Below are 24,004 nucleotides of genomic sequence, written 5' to 3' on the forward strand. Positions count from 1 at the left end.
TCTGCATAGAATCGTTCAGGTGGGATCGGATGGACTACAGGTCGTCCCGGGCCAGCTAGCCGCGATGGCGGATCGATGGCAGCGCCTGGGTGCCGAACTCACTACGACCACGCCGCCGTCGCCCGGACAGCCATTCCAGGCCACGACCGCTGCGGTCAGCAGCATCAATGCGATGGTCAGCGCTGATGGGGCAGCGTTCGCGAGTCGGAGTCAGGACACCGCCGGTGGAGTGACTAATGCCGCGGCCGGCTACGACAGTCAGGAAGCAATCTCGGCCCACGAAATGGCCGGCGTGACCAAAGTGACCATGGTCTGATGACCGCGACCCTTTCGCAGATTCGGGCGTGGAGTACCGCGCACTTGACCGACGCGGCAAGCTATTGGACGCAAACCGCCGATCGCTGGGAGGACGCGTTTCTGACGATGCGCAACGAATCCCACTCGATTGCGTGGAAGGGCGCCGGGGGTGATGCGTTGCGGCAGCGCACCGCAGCCGACCTCTCCACCGTCACCGGGAAGGCCGACCTCCTCCGCCAGGCGGCTGCGATAGCACGCAGCGGCGCGAGTGACATCAGTGCAGCCCAGCGAAGCGTGCTGAATGCCGTCGCAGACGCGCAAAACGCGGGATTCGATGTGGGAGAAGACCTCTCGGTCAGCTATACAGACCACGGCGGCACAGCGGCACAGCAGGCCGCCCGCCAAGCGCAGGCAGAACAGATGGCTAGTGAAATCTGGTCGCGCGCGAAGCAACTCGACGGAACCGAAACCAAGGTTGCGGGCCAGCTCACCACCGCCACCGCTGGCCTTGGGAATACCACCTTTGCGCACAACGGGAAGGGCAGTGGTATCCAGCTCGTCGATAACACCCAAGGTGGCGACAACTCGAACGGTGGGATTCCGCAACTGCCCCGTCATGATCCACCGGCCGGCAGGTGGGACGGACCGCCGCCGCCCGGCTGGCATCCCGGCACCGGCTATTGGGCGCTGGATCCAGATCATCCATCGGACAACCCTAACGGGTTGCCAGACCCCTCGCTGTATCAATCGGACCCACCATGCGTGCGGCCCGATCTGCTAACCGGCCCGTCGACCGGCGTGACTTCAATCGGTGGCGGATCTGACAATCCGCAGAAGGCGCGAGCGTGGGGAATAGATCTACAGGGCACATCAAAGGTGCGGATTAGTGGGACTGAATTCAACGGCATCACTAAGGCGGTTCAGATCAACGGCCGCTGGTATCAGGCGCAATGGCAGGAATACCAGTACCAACTCAACACCATTCCTGTCTGGCAAGGTGTTGGAGGACCGTTCGGCGATTGGACAATGCCAGACATGAGCCAGGCGCACACTTGGAAGCCGGTCACCCTGGGACAACTCATGCAAACTTCTACGGTCTATCCAGAAGCGACCATCCACCTACCCGACCTCAACGGCGGCAGCATCGACATCCAGAATGGCTGGTGGGCAGGCGGCCTACCGTCGACCGGCATCCCCAGCCCACCAGTGATTACCCGTGGCAACTAGGCGCACCGTCATCATCGCGGCAGCCACTGCCGCGCTGGTCTTGGCCATAGCCGGGGTTTCGGTGTGGCTGTATCTGAGGCCAAGTCCGAACTCGGATTGCGCGGTCGTCAACGACATGCTCAAGTACTCAAGATCCGAGAGCGCACGAATGCGCGATCTCATCCCGACCAGCATCGACGACCCGCAGAAACTAGTGGATGCGTACCAAACTCGCGAAACCCGCCTGCGACAGTACGCCGACCAGGTCCACGATCCTGGTTTGCGCGAAAAGGCTTACGCTTTAGTCAATCTCGATGACAAGATGCTCGCCGTGTGGCGCCAGACGATTCCAGGACAGTCACAGAACGGATCGGATGACAGCTCAAGTCAGAACTTCCAGCGCGCTTATATCGACTACGCCGCACAGAGCCAAAAAGTCGGCCAAGCCCTACAAGCGGCATGCCCAGCATGATGACCGCGATTCTCGGATTGGTCGCGATGGTGGGCTTGATGGCTCTATTCACCATCTTCTTTTACTGGTATTGCCGCTGGATCCGGGACCGCCGAATTGACCTGTACACAGACCCAGAATGGACTTCCATCACCGGGCCGGCGTCACCGCGTCGCTTGATTGATCCCAACACCATCATGGGAGAACGCCCAGAATACGACGACGACCACAGCCACTACCGACCGGAAGATTGAAACTCGGCTTAGGGGCAACGATCGGTGTGGAGCGTGCCCTCGGTCTACGACAAACGCCCGTACAACCGGTGCGGCGCGCATACCATTCGATCACATGAAACGTTTGGCGCTCTTAGCTCTTGCTGCATGCACTAGCGCCGCATGTAGCATCACGGTACCTAATGGGACAGGCCCATCGATCAGAACCGTGACAGTGACGCCCCCTGCCACCTCGCCTACGAGGACGTACGCACAGCCGTCCACTCCGAGCGTGACTGGCCCAAAAACGGAGATCGATAGCGACGGAACTTACGTAGTCGGAGTGGACATCCTGCGGACGTACCGGACGCTGGCGGCACTCGCTGCTATTGGGCGCGGCTACGTAGCCTTGATACCAGCGACATCATTAACAACAACACCGGCCCGCAAGCCGTCGACATTCTCCCTACAGATCGGGCGTTCCTCACCCAGCATCCGCCCGAGAGCGTCGTTGGCCCGCACGGCGAGCAATTGCCGGGTGTCCCATCCGGAGAGAGCGCAATCGGACCCGCCGAATCCGGTAAGGGCTGGCAGTTTTCATTGCCACCTGGACACGGGTGGATTGACCCACGTGTGAAAGCCAAACGGTAAATCCCTTTACCGGGCGAACGATACCTCCGTCGGATGACTATGCGCACATACCGTTGCCGGAGTAATGAGAGGTGGTCATGAATTTTTACCCGGTTAGCGAGCTTTATGAGTTCACGCCGGACGTGGAATCGAAGTCGTCCTCGCACCGCAACCCACTGACCATTACCGGCGCGCTAAACGATGCCGAGTTCATCGACATGCGCCTGTCGCCGCAACGGTCTCGCGTCGGCATCCTCTGTGACATTCAATGGTGTTGTGGTTTCGAAGGCTCGAATACTGCACTCGTTGTCGTAACCGGTGTCGGCAACGTTGTTTGGTCGAACGACGACGCAGCGCGCCAGCGGCCCTGGCATGCGCGGTACGCCAATTGGGAGCCCATAGGGTCCGCGGGCGCAGGACCGCCGTTTCCGCAGTGGAATAGCAGCGACGAGGACATGCGGGCCCTTGACGCGTCAGACAGCTCGCGGCAGGGAAAAGGACTCAACTCGTCGGCGAGTTCGGCAGGTCTGAACCCCAGTGGGTTAGCAGAATATATTCTGAAATTTGGTCGTTTGTTGGTATCTGGCCTGGGCGCCAGTATTTATATTGGGCATATTGAGGGGATCGACGGCGCGCCGCCTGATATGGGTGAGTTATCCGACGCTGAGATAATCGCCGGATTTCCTCAGTGGTCGTCGATAATGGAAGTGCGCGAGTATTACTCTTACGTGCCGAGTGCTGAATAGGGAATGGCGAGTAGCGCAAAATTCGAGGCTACTATGGTCCACCGCCCGAGAATTCGTAGTCGGCGATGTCCCGACCGGGCGCCAAACCATGTGCGGCGCAATCAAAGTCGTCGGGCGCAGTACCAGCAAGCCGAGCTAGCTAGAACTCGCCACGATCACCCACGACGTCCCTTACCCGCGGGCCGCGCAGTGGGCCGTGGACCGATGGTGACCGGGGGTAGTCCTGGAATCCTGACTTGCACGCCGCCCAGGGAATGGCGATGTTCGGCGGTCATGCCGTCGGCTTGGAGTTGGTCGCCGTGACCGTAGACGACGTCGGCCATGCCATACAGGGCTTCGCTGCCGCGGTGGTAGGAGTAGGAGTGGTCGTGCGGGTTGATGCCATCGGACCCGGGCACTTCGGCGCGGAAGCGGACAGATCCGAATCCGTCGACGGCGGGGTCACCGCCGCCCAGGCCGAGTTGGGCGGGAAAATGCTCTCCGCCCTGGTGGTCTCTAAACTGGCGACTGTCGATGATTCCGAAATCGTGCAGATGATTGCCGAACATGCAGCACTAAGCGGGCCGGAGGATGGCGATGGCGACCCGGGACGATAACCCCCAAAAGGTGGAGCAGCGGAGCCTCGCGGTGCGCAAGGCTGCCGCCAAGGCGGCCGTCGCGGCCAGCGAAAAGACGGGGCGTCCGGTGGATCCACGGGTAAAGAAGCTCGCCGAAAATCGCTGACCCACGTGATTTGGGCGGCCAGGTCCCGCTTTGCCGGTAGGCAGTAGCGGTTGTTGCGGGTAAGAGGTTCGAATCCCCTTAGCTCCAACGCGTTTGGGCCCAGTCAGGTGTCAGTCGCGGGGCCCGCTCGCCGCGATGAGACCATAGCCGGATGACCACCCACACCTGCACGGGTTGCGGACTCGAAACCCGCTACTCGTATGGGCGCACCTGCCTGGGATGCGGCCAACAGACCCGCCGCCCATACGGCAGCTGGCCGGACCGTCATCCACGGGCCGCGGTAGCCTTCGCGGCGCCGGCGAGGATCGTCTACCTGGGCGAGCGGAATCCGACGGCCGCGATGGCGTTGGGGGTGCCGGGCACGCTCATCGCGTTGGCCGCGGTCGCGGCGTACCCGTTCGTGTTCGTGCCCGCGCTGATTCTGCTGAGCGTGGCCTTGTTGGCGTCAGCCCGCTACCTGGAAACCCACAGCTCGTCGAAGTAAATCGCACGAGCCGACCAGCCTTCCCGACAACCAGGCCCGGCCGGACCGCGACACCAATATTTCAGAGCATGTGCTCTGTTATCCTGTCGAAGTGCCCCGCCCCCGAGTGCTGGATTTCGACCACCTGATGGATGTGGCCGAGCAACTCGCCGCGGAATCCGGGCCGCCGGCGGTCACCATTCGTGCCCTCTCGGAGGCGACGGCCATCTCCAACGGCGCGATCTACCATGCGTTCGGGTCTCGCGGCGGACTGCTTGGTCACGTGTGGCTACGCGCTGGAAAGCGTTACCTGAGCTTCCAGCGAGCCGCCGTGGCAAAGGCGCTGTCGCGCGGCGTTTCTGGCGAGGCAGCGGTCGATGCGGTGGTCGCCGCTGCGGAGTGTCCCGCGACGTTCTCGCACGAGCACCCGGCCTCCGCTCGGTTCCTGCTCCGTGTGCGCCGCGACGAACTCCTCGGCGCCGCCGACGTCCCGGCCGAGCTGGCCGACGAGTTGCGCCGACTCGACGACGACCTCGCGCACCTATTTATCGAACTGGCCGAAAAAGTCTGGGGCAGAAGGGATCGCCAGGCGGTGGGGGCCATTCGCACCTGTGTTGTCGAGCTGCCCACCGCCCTGCTGATCGATGCCCACGCCCTGCGCGACGCGGCGGCGCTGCAACGACTCGCCGCGGCGGTACGCGCGGTGCTGGCCCTCACCCCACCCACCACTTCCACCAAACCGAAACCGCGCCCGACCCTAACGAAAGGGGCACACCCATGACATCCAAGACCGGCTCAGCGCCGATTAGAACCAACCTCAAGATCTGGAACATGCTGCAGCGCTTGCCGTTTGGCAATCGAATGTTCAGTCGGGCGGTATGCTTCAAGGCGCCCTACTTCAGCACGGTCCATCCGGTCATCGTCGAATTACGGCCGGGACTCTGCCGCGCCAAGGCCCCCAACCGGCGGGGTGTGCACAACCACCTCGGCTCGTTTCATGCCATCGCATCGTGCAACATGGCCGAACTCGTCGCCGGCGTGATGACGGAGGTGACCGTGCCGCCCACCCACCGCTGGATCCCCGCCGGCATGACCGTCGAATACAAGGCCCAAGCCCGCACCGCGGTGACCGCGACCGCACGCCTGGACGCCATCCCCGAGTTCACCGACGAGCCATTCGAATTGGTCGTGCCCGTCGACGTGTCGGACGCCGAGGGCAATGTCTTCGTCACCGCCCGCATCACCATGCACGTGTCACCGCGACCGCGCTGACGAAAAGCTCACCGACTGATTGCGTGCGCGCGCACTGAGGGCGCGACCCAGTCCCGCAGGAACCGTCGCAGCTCCGCGCCGGTGCGCGGCGGGCGCCCCGGATCGACGATCAGTGACTGCAGTGTGCGCAGCATGACCTCGACCAGTTCGTCGAGCCCGGCGTCGGCGAATCCTGCTGCGCCCCAATCGACTTCAAATCGCTGCAAGATCGACCTGCCGAACGAGATGGCGATGTCGGAGGTGACCCCGGCGGTGAAAGCGCTGGCCTTGCCGGGCTGGAACACCAGGCTCAGGTACCTGTCGTGCGCGAGCTGCTCGAAGGTGTAGGCGATGCCCTCCACCACCGCCTCGGTGGGATCGGTGATCGAACCCAGGTGGGCCGCAAGGCGATCCAGAAACCCCTCCACCGCGGACAGCGCCGTCGCACCCAGCAGCGCCTCGTGGGTGGGGAAGTACCGGTAGATCGTCTGCCGCGTCACGCCCAGCGTCGACGCCACCTGCGAGACGCTCACCGTGCCGCGTGCGTCGATGGCGCGTCGCGTCGCGGTCAGGATGCGCGCAACCGCCTCCTCGTCGTCGGCCGGGATGTCACCCGACCAGCCGTGCCGGCGCATGGCGTGATCGTCGCACACACCGGGCCGGGGCCTTGACAATACAAACGGTGGTGATTGTATGGTCCGGGAGGTCGACGGCGAAGGAGAAGCGAGTGGCCCCCATCAACAGCCCGGTGAGCGGCACCGACGAGGCGTTGACGCGGCGGGGGCTGCGTCACGCCCTGGACAAGACGACCGACCTGGCCGAGCGGGAACTGCGGGTGCCGCTGCACTACTACCGCGACCCCAAGATCACCGAGATCGAGGAGGCGCAGATCCTGCGTCGGGTCCCGCTGGCCATCGTCCCGTCGGCGCAGCTACCGAACACCAACGACTACATGGTGCGCTCGGTGCTGGGCGATTCCCTGCTGGTGACCCGCGACCGTTCCGGGGCCAGTCACGTCCTGCTCAACTACTGCCGGCACCGGGGCGCGATGCCGGCCTGCGGCTCGGGCAACACCGCCCGGTTCGTGTGCCCGTACCACGCCTGGACGTACAAGAACACCGGCGAACTGTTCTCGGTGCCCGGCAAGGCCGGCTTCGACTCGATGAACACCAAGGACTACGGCCTGGTGGAGCTGCCCTCCGAGGAGCGGCACGGCTTCATCTGGGCGGTGCTGACCGCCGACGCGACCATCGACCTCGACGCGCACCTGGGCGACTTCGGAGCCGAACTGGCGCTGTGGAATTACTCCTCCTACGGCTATCACACCCAGCGCGAATTCACCTCCGAGGTGTCCTGGAAGGGCGCCCTGGAGGCATTCGCCGAGGGCTACCACTTCCCGTACGTCCACGGGCAGAGCCTGATCGGGCAGAACACCCTGGCCAACACCATGGTCTACGACGAGTTCGGCAAGCATCACCGGATCGGCTTCCCGTTCACCTGGATCACCAACGCCGCCACCGACCCTGCGGCGTCGCTGGAACCGCTGGCCAACATGGGCGTGATCTATTGGGTGTATCCGAACCTCATCCTGGCCAACAGCCCGGTCGGGGTGGAGATCATCGACATGCTGCCCGCCGGTGCGCCGACCCGCTGCACGGTGCGGCACAGCTGGATGGCCCGCGTCCCCGCCGCCGACGACGAGATGCGCGCGGCCTACGACGCGGTCTTCGAAGGCGTGCACGCCGCGGTGCGCGACGAGGACTTCGCCATGCTGCCCCAGTGCGGCGAGGGCGTCCGGCACGGCCAGCACGACCACATGATCATCGGGCGCAACGAAATCGCCGTCCAGCACATGATCAGGGTGTTCGCCCACGAGCTGGGGGTGGCACTCGACTGAGTCGAGGCGGTTGGAGTGGCCGCAGGCCGGCGCGGGTACAGATGCTCTGAACCTGATCGAGAGGATCCGATGGCGCACCGCGACCGCGACTCGACCGACGAGCTGCTGCAAGAACTGCTGTGGACCTACGGGCCGTGCGGGCAGGAGGACGCGGTGCGCGCCGTCATCGCCCGCGAATTGGAACCCGTCGTCGACGACCTGTGGACCGACGACGCCGGCAACCTGATCGGCTACATCGCCGACGCATCGCGCGGCGATGCCGGGGCGCCCGACCACCGGCACCGGACCGCGGCGATCCCCGGCACCGCCACCCGGGTCATGGCCCACATGGACGAGCTGTCCATGATCGTCAAACGAGTAGAACCTGATGGCACACTGCATTTGACGCAGCTGGGCACCATGTACCCGGGCAACTTCGGGCTGGGTCCGGTCGCCGTGCTCGGCGACAACGAAACCCTCACCGCGGTACTGACTCTCGGCTCCGAACACACCACCAAGGAAAGCTCACGAATCTGGGAGACCAAGCCCGATCAGGGCGACCGATCGCTGGACTGGCATCACGTCTACGTCTTCACCGGCCGCAGCACCGACGAATTGGCCGCCGCGGGAGTGCACGCCGGCACCCGGGTGTGCGTGGACCGCAGCAAGAGATCGGTGGTCGAGATCGGCGACTACGTCGGCGCCTACTTCCTCGATGACCGCGCCGCAGTGACCGCGCTGCTCAACGCCGCCCGGATGCTGCGCGAACGCGGACAACGCCCCGCCGACGACGTGTACCTGGTGTTCACCACCAACGAAGAGATCGGCGGGGTGGGCGGCGCCTATGCCAGCGCCACCCTGCCCGGCGACCTGACCCTCGCGCTGGAAGTCGGCCCCACCGAACGCGAATACACCACCAGCGTCGCCGGCGGCCCGATCGTCGGTTACAGCGACGCGCTGTGCGTCTACGACAAAAGCGTCGCCGACCGGCTGCTGAAAATCGCCACCGACCGCGGACTGTCGCCGCAGCCGGCGGCGCTGGGCGCCTTCGAATCCGACGCGTCGCACGCCAAGGCGAGCGGGCTCACCGCCCGCGCCGGCCTGCTGTGCCTGCCCACGCTGAGCACCCACGGCTACGAGGTGGTCGCGCGCAGCGCGATCGACGACATGGCCGCCATCGTGGTCGATTTCGTGCTGCAGCCGGGCCGGCCGAACGGCTGACGCGGAGTCGGCCAAAACACCTCAACCCCGCTGGTCACCCTGTTAGTCTGGCGACGCTTCCGGACGCAGAACGATGGGGTTGGCATGTGGCACACGTGGGCTCGCGGCTGAGCGAATCACTCGAAAGACAATCCCCATGACACGCCCACGAATTCGGGCACGAGCGCCGCTGCGGATCTCGTTCGCCGGGGGCGGCACCGACGTCCCGCCGTTCCCGATGACCGAGGGCGGCTGCGTGCTGTCGGCGACCATCGACCGCTACGCGCAGGGATCGCTGGCGCCGCGCACCGACCGCCGGGTCTCCATCGAGTCGGTGGACTTCAAGACCACGCACGAGATGACGCTCGACAGCGAGATCCTCTACGACGGCAGCCTGGACCTGATCAAGGCCGCGGTGCGCAGGTTCGGCCGCGACGGCACGGACGGCTACGACCTGGTGCTGCGATCCAGCGCGCCGCCCGGCTCGGGGCTGGGCTCGTCGTCGACCATGATGGTCGCGCTCACCGGCCTGCTCGCCGAGCACTACCGGGTGCCGATGGGCGAATACGAGACCGCCCAGTTGGCGTGCGCGATCGAACGCGAGGACCTCGGCATCGCCGGCGGCATGCAGGACATGTACGCCGCGACGTTCGGCGGGTTCAACTTCATCGAGTTCACCGACCGGGTGATCGTCAATCCGCTGCGGATCCGTGACGAGACCGCCTTCGAACTCGAGCTCAGCCTGCTGCTGTGCTACACCGGCATCACCCGCGACTCCGCGCGCGTGATCGAGGACCAAACCCGGCGCGCCACAACGGGTTCGGACGACACGCTGGCCGGGCTGCGGGCACAGAAGGAGTTGGCGGTCGCGATGAAGGCGGCCCTGCTGACCGGCAAGCTGAACGACTTCGGTGCGCTGCTGGGCGAAGCGTGGACCGAGAAGAAACGAATGTCGCCCTACATCACCAATGAGCGCATCGACGACCTCTACGAGCTGGCCCTGAAAAACGGTGCGCTGGGCGGCAAGCTGACCGGCGCCGGCGGCGGGGGATACATCCTGCTGTTCTGTGACTTCGCCAAAAAGCACCGGCTCATCGAGGCGCTGGAAGGAGCCGGGGCCGCCGTCACCGAATTCGCCTTCGAGAGCAAGGGATTGACGACATGGCAGGCATGACGGGGCCCGATGTGGTGCCGCCGAGCGTGGAGTTGGTGCAGCGGCGGCTGGCCGAGACCATCGCGGTCAAGCAGCAGATGCAGAACGGCGTCGTCGCCGCCCAGGCCGTCGAGGTGGCGCGCGCGATGATCGACTGCCTGCGGGCCGGCGGAAAGGTGATCCTGTTCGGCAACGGCGGATCCGCGCAGGACGCCGGACATCTGGCCGCAGAACTCATGGGCCGCTTCGCTTTCGACCGCCCGGGCCTGGCGGCCATCAGCCTTCCCGACGCCACCGCGGCGATCACCGCGATCGGTAACGACTACTCGTACGACGAGGTGTTCGCCCGCCAGGTGCTGGCCGCCGGGCGGGCCGGGGACGTGGTGGTCGGACTGACCACATCGGGCAACTCCGCCAACGTCGTTCGCGCGCTCGAGGCCGCCCGCCAGGCCGGGATGACGACCGTCACCCTCACCGGTGCGGGCGGCGGCAAGGTGGCCGACGTCGCGCAGATCTGCATCCGAATCCCCAGCGACGACACCGGCCGGATCCAGGAAGCGAGCCTGCACCTGGGGCATTCGATTTGCGAAATGGTCGAAGCGGCACTGTTTCCCCGGCCGTCCTGACCGCGACGATGCCCGCACCCGAGCTGCGCGACGTCCGCACGGTCTTCCTGGACCGCGACGGCACCGTCAACGTCAAGGCCGCCGAGGGCGAGTACATCAAGTCGCCGGCCGAGCTGGTGCTGTTGCCCGGTGCGGCCCGGGCGCTGGCCGCGCTGAACGCCGCGGGCCTGCGGACCGTGTTGGTCACCAATCAGCGCTGGCTCTCCGAGCCGAAGGCGGCGCCGGCCGATTTCGCCGCCGTACACGACCGGCTGGTACGACTGCTCGCCGACCGGGGCGCGCGCATCGATGCCGCTTACCACTGCCCCCACCCCGCGAACAGCTGCGACTGCCGCAAACCCGGCCCCGGCATGCTGTTGCGCGCGGCGGCCGAGCACGACGTGGATTTGGCCGCTTCCGTCATGATCGGCGACAGCGACGTCGACATGGTGGCGGGCCGCGCGGCCGGAACGAAGACCATTCTGATCCGCCCCGGCGCCCGGCAGGCCGTCGCAGAGGCCGATTTCGTGGTCGACGACCTGGCCGCGGCCGTCGAACTCATCCTGAATGCCGGAAAAACCCCGCCTGCCGGGTGATCGGCGCTGCCTGCTTGCCGCGGTCGTGACCTGCTCATAACCTTGGCAACATCCGAGCGCGTCGGGGAGCGTGGGCCTGGCGCAACCGACAAACGGCGGGCAGGTCATGGCATCACCGCGACAGGCAGACCGGTGCCGTGCTGCCGCGGGTGGCGGTCCCTGACGGTGGCCGGACTGACCGGCGCCCGGGCCGACGAGCTGGCGACGATGGACATCTTCGCGGGATGTCCCGCCGAAGATCTCGCCCCGTTGGCGCGCCGGCTGCGGCCGTTGCGCGCCCCGGCCGGCCAGGTGCTGATGCGCCAGGGGGAGCAGGCCGTCGAGTTCCTGCTGATCTCCTCGGGCAGCGCCGAGGTCAAACACCTCGGCGACGACGGCGTGGTGATCACCGAGCACACGTCCCCCGGCATGATCGTCGGCGAAATCGCCCTGCTGCGCGACATTCCGCGCACCGCCACGGTGACCACCGCCCAACCGCTGACCGGCTGGACCGGCGACACCGAGGCCTTCGCCAGCATGGTGCACATCCCCGGCGTCATGCCGCGGCTGCTGCGCACCGTGCGGCAGCGCCTGGCGGCGTTCATCACGCCGATCCCGATCCAGGTCCGCGACGGCACGCACCTGCTGCTGCGCCCGGTGCTGCCCGGCGACAGCGAGCGCACCGTGCACGGCCACATCCACTTCTCCAGCGACACGTTGTACCGGCGGTTCATGAGCCCGCGGCTGCCCACCCCGGCGTTGATGCACTACCTGTCGGAGGTCGACTACGTCGATCACTTCGTGTGGGTGGTCACCGACGGCGCCGACCCGGTGGCCGATGCCCGCTTCGTGCGCGACGAGAACGATCCGACCGTCGCCGAGATCGCCTTCACCGTCGCCGACGCCTACCAGGGCCGCGGCATCGGCACCTTCTTGATCAGCGCCCTGTCGATCGCCGCCGAGGTCGACGGCATCGAAAGGTTCTCCGCGCGAATGCTTTCCGACAACGTGCCGATGCGCGCGATCATGGACCGCTACGGCGCGGTGTGGCAGCGCGAGGACATCGGCGTCATCACCACCGTCATCGATGTGCCGCACCGGCGCGACCTGCCGTTCCGCAAGCACGAGGCCGACGAGATCCGGCGGGTCGCGCGACAGGTGATCGAGACCGTCGGCTGAGCCGCCGGCGTGGTGCGCGAGCACGCCCTGTCTGCCGACCATGAGGTGACGTTCGAATCCGCTAGCGCCTGCGGTAGCGCGTTCGAAAGTGACGTCGTGGTTGTACTCGGCTGACGGCAGGCCCAGACTTTGGCGTGGCAGGGCTGGATATGGCGGCGTCCTGTGCTATCAACTCCTGATGCGGCCGTTCGGGATTGGCCCGGCGGTGACCACCGTGCTCACGCTGATGGTCGCCGGGTGCGCTCACCCGCCCCCGCCCAAACCGTCGGCCGCACCGGCACAATCGCCGCCGAGCACCACGGCCGCCGTCAACCCCGCCAACATCAAGCGGGTGGTCCGCGACCTGCCACCGGGCTACGAGGTGACGACGGGAATTCCCGTCGCCGCCGCACCGAAGGTGATCTGGGGCCTGGCCGCCGACGCGCGGGCCAAGCCGCCCCGATGCGCCGTCCTGGCCGACCCCGGCAACGGACGCGACCAGTCGGCGCAGGGCGTGTCGGGCTCGGGCAGCGGCGGGATCGTAGACGCGGTGGTGGTGGCTTTGCCGGAGCCCGTGGACTTTCCGCGGGATCTGCTCGGCGCGTGCCAGCAGTGGTCCGAGACCGCCGGGCACACCACCGCCCGCGTCCGCCTCACCGACGGCCCGCACATCGACGGCGTCGAAACCCTGGGCATGGTCGCCGACATCACCTCATCGGTCGAATCGGGCACCGAAATCGATTCGCGCAGCTACACATTCATCGCCTATCTGGGCGACTACTACGCCTTCACCACCCTGACCACCGATCCCGGCGCGGCGGTTCCGGTGCTGCCACCGCAGTTCGCCGCGGATCTGCTCGCCAAAACGGTGTCCACGTTGCGCAGCTGAGCCGCCCGCTTGGGTAGATTGGCCACGATGTCCAAGCTGTTGCGCGCGGTGGCCGCTGTCTGCGTCCTGGCCGGCTGCTCATCGGCCACTCACCCGGCGAAGGTGGACATCGCCAAGGTCGCCGACGTGAAACCCAGCTTCGGACCCGACTACAAGGTCAGCGACACCGGTGAACGCGGCATCGACCCCAAGCTGCTGGCCGGCCGCAAGCTGCCCGACGGCCTGACCTTCGACCCCGCCCAGTGCGCGAAAGTGGCCAGCGGGCCGGATCTGCCGGCCGATCTGCAGGGCAACATGGCCGCGGTGACCGCCGAGGGCCGCGGCAACCGCTTCGTGGTGATCGCGCTCGAGACCTCAAAAGCCTTGCCGTTCAACGACCCCGGGAAGGACTGCGCCAAGGTCACCTTCTCCGGTGCGCAACTGCGCGGCGGTGTCCAAGTGGTCGATGCGCCGCAGATCGACAGCGCGCGCACGCTGGGCGTGCACCGGGTGCTGCAGGCGCTGACACCCGGCGGCCCGCGCACCGGCGAACTGTACGACTACTCCGCGCAATTCGGCGACTACCAGGTGATCGTCATCGCCAACCCGCTGGTGATCCCGAACCAGCCCGTTGCTCCCGTCGACACCCAACGCGCGCGCGACCTGCTCGTCAAAGCGGTGGCATCGGTGCGTGCTCAATAGTCAGCGCACGCCGCGCGGGCGGAATTGGATGCTCACCCACGGCCCGACCGGCGCCGTCGTCTTGGGCACGGCATGCTCCCAGGTGCGCTGGCACGAGCCGCCCATCACCAGCAGGTCCCCGTGCGCCTGCGGCAGCCGCAGCGACGGGCCGCCTCCGCGGCGCCGCAGCGCGAACGCGCGGGTGGCGCCCAGGCTGACGATCGCCACCATGGTGTCCTCGGAACTGCTGCGGCCGATGGTGTCGCCATGCCAGGCCACGCTGTCCGAGCCGTCCCGATAACAGCACAACCCCACCGTGGTGAACGGCTCGCCGAGTTCGCCGGCGTAGATGTCGTTGAGCCGGCGGCGCAGCCGGGACAGCATCGGATGCGGCGGCTCGTCGACCGTGAGGTCGTGAAAGCTCACCAGCCGCGGCACGTTGACCACCCGGTCGTACATCTGCCGGCGTTCCTCCCGCCACGGCACCGTCGACAGCAGGGCATCGAGCAGATCATCGGCGTCGGTGAGCCAGCCGGCGCGGATTTCGATGAAGGCGCCGTCGCCGAGCTGCCGGCGCTCGGTGTGCTGGAACAGGGAGCCTTGAACCGCGATCTCCACGCGACCCAGTTTATCGCACATCCGTTCGATCCCGAGGCCGCGGCGGCGGGCGTGTGACGGCCCATGCCGCCCCTGCGCGCCGCTACGGTTGAACCTGTGGGCGTGGTCGAGCTGGGCACCAATTCCGAGGTGGGCGCGCTGCGGGTGGTCATCCTGCACCGCCCGGGCGGCGAGCTGCTGCGGCTCAACCCGCGCAATGTCGACCAGCTGCTCTTCGACGGCCTGCCGTGGGTGGCCCGCGCACAAGAAGAGCACGACCAGTTCGCCGAGCTGTTGCGCTCGCGCGGCGTCGAGGTGTTGTTGCTGTCGGATCTACTCACCGAGGCGCTGACGCACAGCGGGGCCGCGCGAATGCAGGGGGTCGCCGCAGCGGTCGATGCACGACGGCTGGGAGTTCCTCTGGCGCAAGAGCTTTCGGCCTACCTTCGCGGGCTGGAGCCGGCCCGGCTGGCCCAGGTGTTGATGGCGGGGATGACGTTCAACGAGTTGCCTGCCGATACGCGCACCGACGTGTCGCTGGTGCTGCGCATGCACCACGGCGGCGACTTCGTCATCGACCCGCTGCCCAATTTGGTGTTCACCCGCGACTCGTCGATCTGGATCGGCCCCCGGGTGGTGATTCCGACGCTGGCGCTGCGGGCCCGGGTCCGCGAGGCCTCGTTGACCGATCTCATCTATGCCCATCACCCGCGGTTCACCGGGGTGCGGCGGGCCTACGAATCGCGCACCGCCCCAGTTGAGGGCGGCGACGTGCTGCTGCTGGCGCCCGGCGTGGTCGCGGTCGGGGTGGGGGAGCGGACCACGCCGGCCGGTGCGGAAGCGTTGGCCCGCAGCCTGTTCGACGACGATCTGGCGCACACCGTGCTGGCCGTGCCGATCGCTCAGCGGCGCGCGCAGATGCACCTGGACACGGTGTGCACGATGGTCGACACCGACACCGTGGTGATGTACGCCAACGTCGTCGACGCGCTCTCGGCGTTCACCATCCAGCGCACCCCGTCCGGCGTTGAGATCAGCGAGGCCCCCTTCTTGGAGGCCGCGGCCACGGCGATGGGAATCGACAAACTGCGGGTGATCGATACCGGGCTGGATCCCGTCATCGCCGAACGCGAGCAGTGGGACGACGGCAACAACACGTTGGCGCTGTCACCCGGCGTCGTGGTCGCCTATGAGCGCAACGCGCAAACCAACATGCGCCTGCAGGAGGCCGGCATCGAGGTGTTGACGATCGCGGGATCGGAGTTGGGCACCGGTCGCGGCGGCCCCCGCTGCATGTCGTGCCCGGTCGCGCGCGACCCGCTGTGACGGCACCGCGAAAGTGCAACTGGCAACGCGTTTCCCGAGTGACGCCGTCGGTAGTTGCACTCTCGCGGCAAGGCGCAGAAGCTAACGCCAGCTGGGCAGCCAGATCTCCATGTTCCAGGTCTGCTGCGAGATCGGCAGACCGGTGAGCACCGGGAACAGCCAGGCGAAGTTGGTCACCACCAACGCCACGTAGCAGCAGACCGCGATCAGCCCCAGGGTGCGCCGCTCGGAGTTCGCCCGCAGCACGCCCGTAGCGGTGGGCGCGTAAAGGATGTCGCCGCAGATCAGCGCGATGGCCATGGCCAGGAACGGCGCCATCGTCGCCGCGTAGAAGAAATACATCTGCCGGTCGATGTCGGCGAACCAAGGCAGCCAGCCCGCGCAATACGCGACCAGCACCGCGGCGTAGCGCCAGTCGCGGCGAACCAGCACGCGCCAGAGCGCGAACACCAGCACCGGCACGGCCAGCCACCACATCGCTGGGGTGCCCACCAGCATCTCGGCCTTGACGCACGATTGCGCGCCGCAGCCCGGGACGTTCTGCTCGTCGATGGCATACAGCACCGGCCGCAACGACATCGGCCAGCTCCACGGTTTGGATTCCCATGGGTGGTAATTGCCGGCGGAGTTCGTCAAGCCGGCGTGGAACTGAAAAGCCTTGGCGGTGTAGTGCCATAGCGATCGGATGGCGTCGGGCAGCGGCAGCACCGAACGCGGGCCGATGGTCTGGCCCACCTCGTGCCGATCGATGGCCGTCTCGGAGGCGAACCAGGGCGCATAGCCGGCCAGATACACCGCGGCGGGGATGAACCCCAGCGCGTACCCGGTGGGCAGCAGATCCCGCCGGACCACCCCCAGCCAGGGCCGGGTCACCTGGTACTGACGCCGGGCGGCGACGTCGAAAGCCAGCGACATCGCCGCGAAGAACAGCACGAAGTACAGGCCCGACCACTTTGTCCCGCAAGCCAATCCGAGCAGCACGCCGGCGCCGAACCGCCACCACCGCACGCCCAGCCGCGGACCCCACACCGTGTCGGCGCTGCGGCCCTGCAGCAGTGCGGTGTGCAGGCGTTGTCGCACCTGGTCGCGGTCGACGATCAGCGCCCCGAACGCCGCGACCACGAAGAAGGTGAGGATGCCGTCCAGCAGCGCGGTCCGCGACGCCACGAAGCTGACGCCGTCGCAGATGACAAGCACCCCCGCGATGGCACCGACCAGTGTGGAGCGGCTGATTCGCCGCACGATCCGCACCACCAGCGCCACCATGACCACGCCGAGCAGCGCGCCGGTGAACCGCCAGCCGACGCCGTTGTAGCCGAAGAGCGCCTCGCCGATCGCGATCAGTTGCTTGCCGACCGGCGGGTGGACCACCAGGCCGAACCCCGGGTTGTCCTCCACCCCGTGGTTGTGCAGCACCTGCCAGGCCTGCGGGGCGTAGTGCTTTTCGTCGAAAACCGGTGTGCCGCCGTCGGTGGGCGAGCCCAGGTTCACGAACCGGGTCACCGCCGCCACCAGCGTCACCACGCCGGTCACCACCCAGCCGCGCACGTCGTCGGTGGGCCCGAAATCGGCCGCCGGAACCAACGGGCCCGGGCTGACGACGGGCACCACGCGTTCGGTCTCGGCGCCGTCGGTGTGCACGGGGGATTCGCGGGGCGGGGCGGACATCGGTGTCGATCGTAGGCTGTCGGTCATGACCACCGGCCGCCTGTTGCTGGGGGCGACGCCGTTGGGGCAGCCCTCGGACGCCTCGCCCCGGCTGCTGGATGCCCTGGCCCGCGCCGACGTGGTGGCCGCCGAGGACACCCGGCGGGTGCGCACCCTGGCCAAAGCGCTCGATGTCGCCATCACCGGCCGGGTGATCAGCATGTTCGACCGGGTCGAGGCCGCCAGGGTGGACTCGCTGCTCGAGGCGATCCGGTCGGGGGCGACGGTGCTGGTGGTCAGCGACGCCGGGATGCCGGTGATCAGCGACCCCGGCTTCCGGCTGGTGACGGCCTGTGTGCAGGCGGGGCTGCCGGTGGGATGCCTGCCCGGGCCCTCGGCGGTGATGACGGCGCTGGCCGTGTCCGGACTGCCGGCGGAGAAGTTCTGCTTCGAGGGCTTCGCGCCGCGCAAGAAGGCGGCGCGGCGCGGCTGGCTGGACTCGCTGGCCGACGAGCGGCGCACCTGCGTGTTCTTCGAATCACCGCGCCGGCTGCCGGCCTGCCTGCAGGACGCGGTGGAGCGGCTCGGCGGTGAGCGGCGGGCCGCGATCTGCCGGGAGCTGACCAAGGTGCACGAGGAGGTGGTGCGCGGCACGCTGGACGAGCTGGCGGCCTGGGCGGGCGACGGTGTGCTCGGCGAGATCACCGTGGTGCTGGCCGGCGCCACCCCGCGCGCCGACCTGCCGTCGCTGGTCGCCGAGGTCGAGCAGCGGGTGGCGGATGGCGCCCGGATCAAGGACGCCTGCGGCGAGGTGGCCGCCGCCCAACCCGGGGTGCGGTCCCGTGAGCTCTACGACGCGGTGCTCAAGGCCCGCCGCGACTAGCCCGCCGAGCTCGCCGCCGCGATGGACGGCAGCCCGACGATGGGCGAGGCCTTGTGCAGGCATTCGGCCCACTCGGCGTCGGGATCGGAGTCCGCGGTGATTCCGCCGCCCACGCCCAGCACCGCGCCGCCCGCGGCGTCGAATTCGACGGTGCGGATCGCGACGTTCAGTTCACATCCGGCCACGGGTGAAGCCAAACCGATTGTGCCGCAATATATTCCGCGAGTAGCGGGTTCCCATTTCGAAAGTAGTTGGCGGGCACGGTGTTTGGGTGTCCCGGTGACCGAGGCGGGCGGGAACGCGGCGTCCAGCAGGGCCGACGTCGGCAGCTCGGTGGGGACCTGCGCCGACACCGTCGACACCAGGTGCCACACCCCTGGCGCCCGGCGCACCACCAGCAGCTCCGGCACGCTCACCGTGCCCACCGTCGCCACCCGGCCCAGGTCGTTGCGCACCAGGTCGACGATCATGATGTTCTCGGCAACCTCCTTGGCCGAGGCGCGCAGCGCCGACGGCCAGGCGTCCAGCGGCAGGGTGCCCTTGATCGGGCTGGACGTGACGACCGTGCCGCGGCGGCGCAGGAAGAGCTCCGGGGACAGCGACGCCACCGCCCCCCACTCGCCCTCGACATAGGCGGCCCGCGCCGGGCCGGTGCGGGCGACGCCGTCGACGAAGAAGTCCAGCGGGGCGCCGCCGACCGTCCCGCGGAATTGCGTGCACACGCACGCCTGGTACACCTCGCCGGCGCGGATGGCTTCCAGGCAGGCCAGCACCCCGTCGCGGTGCGCGGCCCGGTCGGCGACGTCCCAGTCGATCCGGCACGGCCGCGGCGGGCCGGCGGGCGCGGCCAGCGCGCCGGCGAGCCACCGCGGCATCGGCGCGCCGGTGAGGCTCTCGTACCACCACTGCCCGTCGCGGTCGCGGCGCAGGACGCAGTCCGTCCAGCCGCCGGCGGCCTCGGGAATCCGGTTCGGCTTGGCGTCGGCGCTGCCGTCCGGATAGGACAGGTAACCGATCCACCCGCCGCCCACATGCGGCGGCTGCGGTGTCCGCGCCGTGCCGACCGCGAACACGTCGCCGGGGGGCACCGGGCGCACCGGCAGGCTCGGCGCGATCACCGCCAGGGCGTCGAACCAGTCGCCGGTCAACGCCGCCGGCGGCGGCAGACCGAGCCGGCGGGTGACATCACCCACGGCCCGCAGCACCTGGGGTGCGGGGCCGAGGTCGCCAAGCCGGTCGATGCGCACCGCCCTAGCTTGACAGAGCGGCGCGGGTTCGGGGCGAGTCAGCCGCGGCTGACGTCGCGGGCGGTGGCCAGCGCCGCCAGCTTGTGCGGGTTGCGCATCACGTAGAAATTGGTGATCTTGTCCGCCGCGATCTCCACCGTGATGACGCCTTCGAGCCGGTCGCCGAGGTAGAGCAACACCGCCGGGGCGCCGTTGCAGGTCACCGTGTCCACCCGCAGGGTGGCGTACTCCGCGGCCTTGCGGAACAGCCCGGTGATGGCGCGGGCCACCTTCTCGGCGCCGACCACCGGCCTGCGGGCGGCGCTGACCACGCCGCCGCTGTCGGCGGTCCAGGTGGCGTCCGGGGCCAGCATCGCCATCAGCGCCTCCACGTCGCCGCTGGCCGCCGTGGCCAGGAACTGCGCGGTGAGCTCGGCGTTGCGCTTGGGGTCGATCGCCTGCCCGGCGCCCGGGTGGCGCTTGCGCCGGGCCCGCACGTGTTCGCGGGCCCGGTGCGCGACCTGACGCACGGTGGGCGCCGGCTTGCCCACCGCCTCGGCGATCTCGTCGTAGTCGAATCCGAACACCTCACGCAGCACGAACACGGCCCGCTCGTCGGGACTCAACGTTTCCAGCAACACCAGCATCGCCATCGAAATCGACTCGGCGAGAACGACCTCGGTGGACGGATCCTGCTCGTCGAGCAGCAGCGGCTCGGGCAGCCAGGGCCCGACGTACTCCTCGCGCCGGCGCGCGCCGGCCCGCAGCGCGTTGAGCGCCTGGCGGGTGACCAGCTGAGCCAGGTAGGACTTGGTGTCGCGCACCGTGGCCAGGTCGACGGTCGACCAGCGCAGGTAGCTGTCCTGCAACACGTCGTCGGCCTCGGTCGCCGAGCCCAGCATTTCGTAGGCGATGGTGAACAGCAGCGGCCGCAGCAGGGTGAATCGGTCGGCGTGTTCGCTGCCGGTCGGTGCCTGCGTCATCACACCCCGACCCGCTCGTCGGTCGGCACCCGCTGGCCGCCCTTGAGCCAGCGGTACGAGCCGGGCTTGGCGGCCTCGCGCCGGATCGCCCACAGCGTGCCCCGGCAGATCGCCTCCTTGAGCTTCGCGGCGGTCCGCCCGCCCAGGTACGCGTTGATCGGGGTGTCGTCGGTGCGCGCCAGCTGGAAGGTGGCGGCCGCTCGGCCCAGGCTGATGCACTGCCCGACGAACGCCTGGTTCAGCGGCGCCGGCTCGGTCCCGGCGATGCGGCCCAACACGGTGTTGGCGGCCTGGGCGCCCAGCGGACCGGCGGCCTGGCAGCTCATCCGCAACGGCCGCCCGGACGGCGCGGCGGCGTCGCCGGCGGCGACGATGCGGTCGTCGTCGATGCTGGTGAGCGTCTCGTCGGTGAGCAGCCGGCCCAGCGGGTCGGTGCGCAGCCCGCTGCGGGCGGCCAGGTCCGGGACGCTGAATCCGGCCGTCCACACGGTGGCCGCGCTGGGCAGCACCACGCCGTCGCTGAGCACCACCTCATTCCAGCGCACCTCGGTCACGGTGACGGACTCCAGCACGCCGACCCCGAGGCGGCGCAGCCGCTTGGCCACCGAGCGCCGGCCCCGCGGGCTCAGCGACGGGCCCAGCACCGGGCCGCAGATCAGGGTCACCGGGCGTCCGAGCTCGGCCAGCTCGGAGGCGGTCTCGATGCCGGTCAGCCCGCCCCCGACCACGGTGATCGGTGCCGGCAGCGGCAGATCGGCCAGCGCGTAGTGCAGCCGCTGCGCGCTTTCCAGGTCGGCCACCGAATGCGCGAACTCCGCGCAGCCCGGCACCTCGGCCACCGCGCCGGTGCTGCCGACGGCGTAGATCAGGTAGTCGTAGTCCAGCCCGGCGCCGGAGGTCAGCACGGCCCGGCGGGCGGTGGCGTCGATGTGGTCGACCGTGTCGACGATCAGCTCGATGCCCTCCCCGAGCAGCGTGGCGTAATCGGCGGTCGCCGTGCCGGTGTCCGCCACCAGCTGGTGCAACCGGATGCGCTCCACGAAGACCGGCCGCGGGTTCACCAGCGTGATGTCGATGTCCGGGCGCTGACGCAGATGGTTGGCGGCCAGCGTGCCGGCGTATCCGCCGCCGACAACGACGACATGTGGTTTGCTGCGGGTCACCTCGGTCATGGCTGTCTCCTGTTCGTGAGGACGTGTGCCCTTGAGACACCGCAGCCCGCTTCCGCGTGACAGGTTCGCCCGCAATTGTGACCGGCCTCACTGCCGCGGGCCCGGCCGGCCCCGCTGAGCTGCGGCGACACCGCGGCCGAACGTGCGTGATACGCTGCGCTACGCCAATTCGTGGCCCGCCCCGAGCGGAAGACACGCACCAGAGAAACCCCGAAATCCGGGGCCACTTGCCCGCGCATCGGTGTGTATTGGGAGAAGCAAACCGTGACGACGACCATTTCTTCGAGTGGACCCGGCGCGCCGACCGGTCGCGGCGGGTGGTCGGCGGTTGTCCCCGGGTGCGATCTGACGCGTTGACGATGGTGTCCTCATCGGGGAAACGAGCGCTGGCCGCTGTCATCGGCATCGCGGCGGTGCTGAGCGGATGCGGCGGCAAGCCCGATCCGGGGCCGCTGTCGGCCATGGTCAGCCCGGCCATCCCGCCCACCGCGCAGGAGATCCCCAACCCGCTGCGCGGCCAGTACGAGCAGATGCTGAATCCGCTTTTCCCGCAAGGTAATTCGGCGCAGCAACGGTACTCTCCGTGGCCCGCCTCCTACGACGCCAGCCTGCGGGTCTCCTGGCGGCAGCTGCAGCCCGTCGACCCGCGCACGCTGCCGCCCGACGCGCCCGACGACCGCAAGTTCGACTTCTCCGCGATCGACGACGCGCTGGCCAAGCTGGGCGCCCGCAACATGCGCCTGACCCTGGGCGTGTACACCTACCGGTCCTGTTGCAACGACACCTATCCGGACAACACCGCCATTGCGATTCCGGACTGGCTGCGCCCGTCGTCGACGAGTTATCCGCCGCCGAACCAGGCCCCCGGCGTCACCCAGGTGGTGCCGAACTTCAACGACCCCGACTACCTCAACGGCGTCACCGCGCTGCTGGCCGCGCTGGGCCGCCGGTACGACGGCGACGAGCGGTTGAGCGTGTTCGAGTTCTCCGGCTACGGCGACTTCGGTGAGAACCAGCTCGGCTATCCGCGCGACTCGCTGGGCGCACCGGGCCCCGCCCCGGACGACAGCGTGGCAAAGCTGGGTTATTACAGCCAATTCCGCGACCAGAGCATCACCAAGGCCTCCATCGCGCAGCTGGTCGCGGCCAACACCAACGCCTTCCCGCACACCCAGTTGGTGGTGGCGCCGCAGAATCCGGAGATCGTGCGCCAACTGCTCGCCGACGACGTCACCAAGAAACTGTCCGCGCCGGTCGGGATCCGCGCGGATTGCCTCGGGGTGCAGTCGCCGTTGCCGGAATGGGCCGAGGCCAACGACTCTCACTACGTCCGGTCCAACGACGCCGTCGTCGCGGCCATCAAGCAGCGGCTCGGTTCGGGACTGGTGATCAGTCAGTGGTGCCGGCCGCCCAAGGGCGCCGACTCCCGGTCGTACTACGAGAAGGGACTGCACGACGTCATCCGCTACCACGTCTCGATGACGTCGAGCGCCGACTTCCCGGACCGGGATGCGACGTCGGCGATGGACCCCGAGCTGTATCTGCTGTGGGGGCAGGCCAATACGTCGGCCGGTTACCGGTACTCGGTGGAGGCCAAGCCCGGATCGCAGTCGATCCAGGGCAAGGTGGCCAGCATCTCGGTGGTGTGGACCAACTACGGCGCGGCGGCGGCCACCGAGCACTGGGTGGCCGGCTACAAGCTGGTGGACTTCTCCGGGGCGATCGTTCGCAGCCTGTCCGCGACGGTCAACCTCAAGACGCTGGTGCACGACGAATCCAGCACGTCACGCGAGGAACCGGTCCCGGAATCGGCCACCGAATCGGTGCACGTCGACGTGACCGGCCTGGCGCCCGGCCACTACACACTGCGGGCCACGGTGGACTGGCAGCAACACAAGCCGGACGCCTCGCACGTCGTCAACTACGCGCCCATGGCACTGGCCCGCGACGGCCGCGACGGTGCCGGCCTGTATCCGATTGCCACACTTGACATCCCGAGCGACGCGAGCTCGGCAAGCGGTCACTGACCGTCGCGGCTTTTTCCGCAGAATCCCGATCGCCGGGCCGGTGCGTGA

The 24,004-nt window shown here is 68.2% G+C and carries 28 protein-coding genes; 22 read left to right on the forward strand and 6 right to left on the reverse strand.

Features of this window, described 5'->3' with window-relative positions:
• Positions 1-19 precede the first annotated feature (19 nt).
• From H7I87_RS26920 to H7I87_RS26965, 11 genes are all read left to right on the forward strand, one after another.
• Positions 20-316: a hypothetical protein gene (locus H7I87_RS26920; RefSeq protein WP_023861831.1), complete on the forward strand. Its 297-nt coding sequence runs from the start codon at positions 20-22 to the stop codon at positions 314-316.
• Entirely contained in the window at positions 316-1,524 is a 1,209-nt protein-coding gene (locus H7I87_RS26925) for a hypothetical protein (protein WP_023861830.1), read from the forward strand. The genes H7I87_RS26920 and H7I87_RS26925 overlap by 1 nt, the downstream gene beginning before the upstream one ends.
• A complete protein-coding gene (locus H7I87_RS26930) occupies positions 1,514-1,975 on the forward strand; it encodes a hypothetical protein (protein WP_023861829.1) in 462 nt (153 codons plus the stop codon). Before H7I87_RS26925 ends, H7I87_RS26930 begins: the two co-directional genes overlap by 11 nt.
• Positions 1,972-2,208, forward strand: coding sequence for a hypothetical protein (locus tag H7I87_RS26935; protein WP_129560164.1), 237 nt, complete (start codon positions 1,972-1,974; stop codon positions 2,206-2,208). Before H7I87_RS26930 ends, H7I87_RS26935 begins: the two co-directional genes overlap by 4 nt.
• A 381-nt stretch (positions 2,209-2,589) precedes the next feature.
• Entirely contained in the window at positions 2,590-2,817 is a 228-nt protein-coding gene (locus H7I87_RS29375; protein WP_483310409.1) for a hypothetical protein, read from the forward strand.
• A 77-nt stretch (positions 2,818-2,894) separates the two neighbouring features.
• Positions 2,895-3,542, forward strand: coding sequence for a hypothetical protein (locus H7I87_RS26940; RefSeq protein WP_129560163.1), 648 nt, complete (start codon positions 2,895-2,897; stop codon positions 3,540-3,542).
• A 236-nt stretch (positions 3,543-3,778) separates the two neighbouring features.
• On the forward strand, positions 3,779-4,138 hold the full coding sequence (locus H7I87_RS26945) for a hypothetical protein (RefSeq protein WP_023861827.1): 360 nt from the start codon (positions 3,779-3,781) through the stop codon (positions 4,136-4,138).
• A complete protein-coding gene (locus tag H7I87_RS26950; protein ID WP_003872798.1) occupies positions 4,119-4,265 on the forward strand; it encodes a hypothetical protein in 147 nt (48 codons plus the stop codon). Before H7I87_RS26945 ends, H7I87_RS26950 begins: the two co-directional genes overlap by 20 nt.
• 151 nt (positions 4,266-4,416) lie before the next feature.
• The gene (locus H7I87_RS26955; protein ID WP_023861826.1) at positions 4,417-4,749 is read left to right on the forward strand and encodes a hypothetical protein; all 333 of its coding nucleotides are present in this window, start codon (positions 4,417-4,419) and stop codon (positions 4,747-4,749) included.
• 106 nt (positions 4,750-4,855) lie between these two features.
• A complete protein-coding gene (locus H7I87_RS26960) occupies positions 4,856-5,509 on the forward strand; it encodes a TetR/AcrR family transcriptional regulator (protein WP_023861825.1) in 654 nt (217 codons plus the stop codon).
• Complete coding sequence (locus H7I87_RS26965; protein ID WP_023861824.1) at positions 5,506-6,000, forward strand: hotdog fold domain-containing protein; 495 nt, start codon at positions 5,506-5,508, stop codon at positions 5,998-6,000. The genes H7I87_RS26960 and H7I87_RS26965 overlap by 4 nt, the downstream gene beginning before the upstream one ends.
• Positions 6,001-6,008: 8 nt before the next feature.
• On the opposite strand, the gene H7I87_RS26970 is transcribed toward H7I87_RS26965, so the two are convergent.
• Positions 6,009-6,614: a TetR/AcrR family transcriptional regulator gene (locus H7I87_RS26970; protein ID WP_063971734.1), complete on the reverse strand. Its 606-nt coding sequence runs from the start codon at positions 6,612-6,614 to the stop codon at positions 6,009-6,011.
• A 92-nt stretch (positions 6,615-6,706) separates the two neighbouring features.
• Here H7I87_RS26970 and H7I87_RS26975 point away from each other — a divergent pair, with 92 nt between their 5' ends.
• The 8 genes from H7I87_RS26975 to H7I87_RS27010 all read left to right on the forward strand — a co-directional run bounded on the left by H7I87_RS26975 (position 6,707) and on the right by H7I87_RS27010 (position 14,116).
• Complete coding sequence (locus H7I87_RS26975; protein WP_063971724.1) at positions 6,707-7,876, forward strand: aromatic ring-hydroxylating oxygenase subunit alpha; 1,170 nt, start codon at positions 6,707-6,709, stop codon at positions 7,874-7,876.
• Positions 7,877-7,945: 69 nt separating this feature from the next.
• Positions 7,946-9,076 (forward strand): M42 family metallopeptidase, encoded by a 1,131-nt coding sequence (locus H7I87_RS26980; RefSeq protein WP_023864057.1) that lies wholly within the window; start codon positions 7,946-7,948, stop codon positions 9,074-9,076.
• A 136-nt stretch (positions 9,077-9,212) separates the two neighbouring features.
• Positions 9,213-10,229 (forward strand): GHMP family kinase ATP-binding protein, encoded by a 1,017-nt coding sequence (locus H7I87_RS26985; RefSeq protein ID WP_023864056.1) that lies wholly within the window; start codon positions 9,213-9,215, stop codon positions 10,227-10,229.
• Positions 10,217-10,834, forward strand: coding sequence for a D-sedoheptulose-7-phosphate isomerase (locus H7I87_RS26990; protein ID WP_011723954.1), 618 nt, complete (start codon positions 10,217-10,219; stop codon positions 10,832-10,834). The genes H7I87_RS26985 and H7I87_RS26990 overlap by 13 nt, the downstream gene beginning before the upstream one ends.
• Positions 10,835-10,842: 8 nt before the next feature.
• Positions 10,843-11,409: a D-glycero-alpha-D-manno-heptose-1,7-bisphosphate 7-phosphatase gene (locus H7I87_RS26995; RefSeq protein WP_033718704.1), complete on the forward strand. Its 567-nt coding sequence runs from the start codon at positions 10,843-10,845 to the stop codon at positions 11,407-11,409.
• A gap of 207 nt (positions 11,410-11,616) precedes the next feature.
• Positions 11,617-12,567: an acetyltransferase Pat gene (pat, locus tag H7I87_RS27000; RefSeq protein ID WP_139800076.1), complete on the forward strand. Its 951-nt coding sequence runs from the start codon at positions 11,617-11,619 to the stop codon at positions 12,565-12,567.
• A 178-nt stretch (positions 12,568-12,745) separates the two neighbouring features.
• On the forward strand, positions 12,746-13,435 hold the full coding sequence (locus H7I87_RS27005; protein WP_063971726.1) for a DUF5642 family protein: 690 nt from the start codon (positions 12,746-12,748) through the stop codon (positions 13,433-13,435).
• A 27-nt stretch (positions 13,436-13,462) separates the two neighbouring features.
• Entirely contained in the window at positions 13,463-14,116 is a 654-nt protein-coding gene (locus H7I87_RS27010; RefSeq protein WP_003872786.1) for a DUF5642 family protein, read from the forward strand.
• On the opposite strand, the gene H7I87_RS27015 is transcribed toward H7I87_RS27010, so the two are convergent.
• A complete protein-coding gene (locus H7I87_RS27015) occupies positions 14,117-14,713 on the reverse strand; it encodes an alpha-ketoglutarate-dependent dioxygenase AlkB (protein WP_196767234.1) in 597 nt (198 codons plus the stop codon).
• Positions 14,714-14,776: 63 nt separating this feature from the next.
• Here H7I87_RS27015 and arcA point away from each other — a divergent pair, with 63 nt between their 5' ends.
• Positions 14,777-16,018 (forward strand): arginine deiminase, encoded by a 1,242-nt coding sequence (gene arcA, locus H7I87_RS27020; protein ID WP_263424812.1) that lies wholly within the window; start codon positions 14,777-14,779, stop codon positions 16,016-16,018.
• A gap of 81 nt (positions 16,019-16,099) precedes the next feature.
• On the opposite strand, the gene H7I87_RS27025 is transcribed toward arcA, so the two are convergent.
• The gene (locus tag H7I87_RS27025; RefSeq protein WP_167380271.1) at positions 16,100-17,629 is read right to left on the reverse strand and encodes a dolichyl-phosphate-mannose--protein mannosyltransferase; all 1,530 of its coding nucleotides are present in this window, start codon (positions 17,627-17,629) and stop codon (positions 16,100-16,102) included.
• Between the two features lie 82 nt (positions 17,630-17,711).
• On the opposite strand from H7I87_RS27025, the gene rsmI reads away from it, so the two are divergent.
• Positions 17,712-18,548: a 16S rRNA (cytidine(1402)-2'-O)-methyltransferase gene (rsmI, locus tag H7I87_RS27030; RefSeq protein ID WP_033718699.1), complete on the forward strand. Its 837-nt coding sequence runs from the start codon at positions 17,712-17,714 to the stop codon at positions 18,546-18,548.
• Here the strand turns inward: rsmI and H7I87_RS27035 are convergent.
• Genes H7I87_RS27035 through H7I87_RS27045 form a run of 3 tightly spaced genes read right to left on the reverse strand, consistent with a single transcriptional unit; the run spans position 18,545 to position 21,929 of the window.
• Positions 18,545-19,795, reverse strand: coding sequence for an aminodeoxychorismate synthase component I (locus H7I87_RS27035; RefSeq protein WP_063971729.1), 1,251 nt, complete (start codon positions 19,793-19,795; stop codon positions 18,545-18,547). The genes rsmI and H7I87_RS27035 overlap by 4 nt on opposite strands.
• Positions 19,796-19,833: 38 nt before the next feature.
• Positions 19,834-20,757: an RNA polymerase sigma-70 factor gene (locus tag H7I87_RS27040; protein WP_063971730.1), complete on the reverse strand. Its 924-nt coding sequence runs from the start codon at positions 20,755-20,757 to the stop codon at positions 19,834-19,836.
• Entirely contained in the window at positions 20,757-21,929 is a 1,173-nt protein-coding gene (locus H7I87_RS27045) for an NAD(P)/FAD-dependent oxidoreductase (protein WP_031354209.1), read from the reverse strand. Before H7I87_RS27045 ends, H7I87_RS27040 begins: the two co-directional genes overlap by 1 nt.
• 359 nt (positions 21,930-22,288) lie before the next feature.
• Between H7I87_RS27045 and H7I87_RS27050 the strand changes: the two genes are divergently transcribed.
• Complete coding sequence (locus H7I87_RS27050) at positions 22,289-23,956, forward strand: hypothetical protein (protein ID WP_063971735.1); 1,668 nt, start codon at positions 22,289-22,291, stop codon at positions 23,954-23,956.
• Positions 23,957-24,004 lie beyond the last annotated feature (48 nt).

It is taken from the genome of Mycobacterium timonense (genome assembly GCF_025821985.1).
In the GTDB taxonomy this organism is placed as follows: domain Bacteria; phylum Actinomycetota; class Actinomycetes; order Mycobacteriales; family Mycobacteriaceae; genus Mycobacterium; species Mycobacterium avium.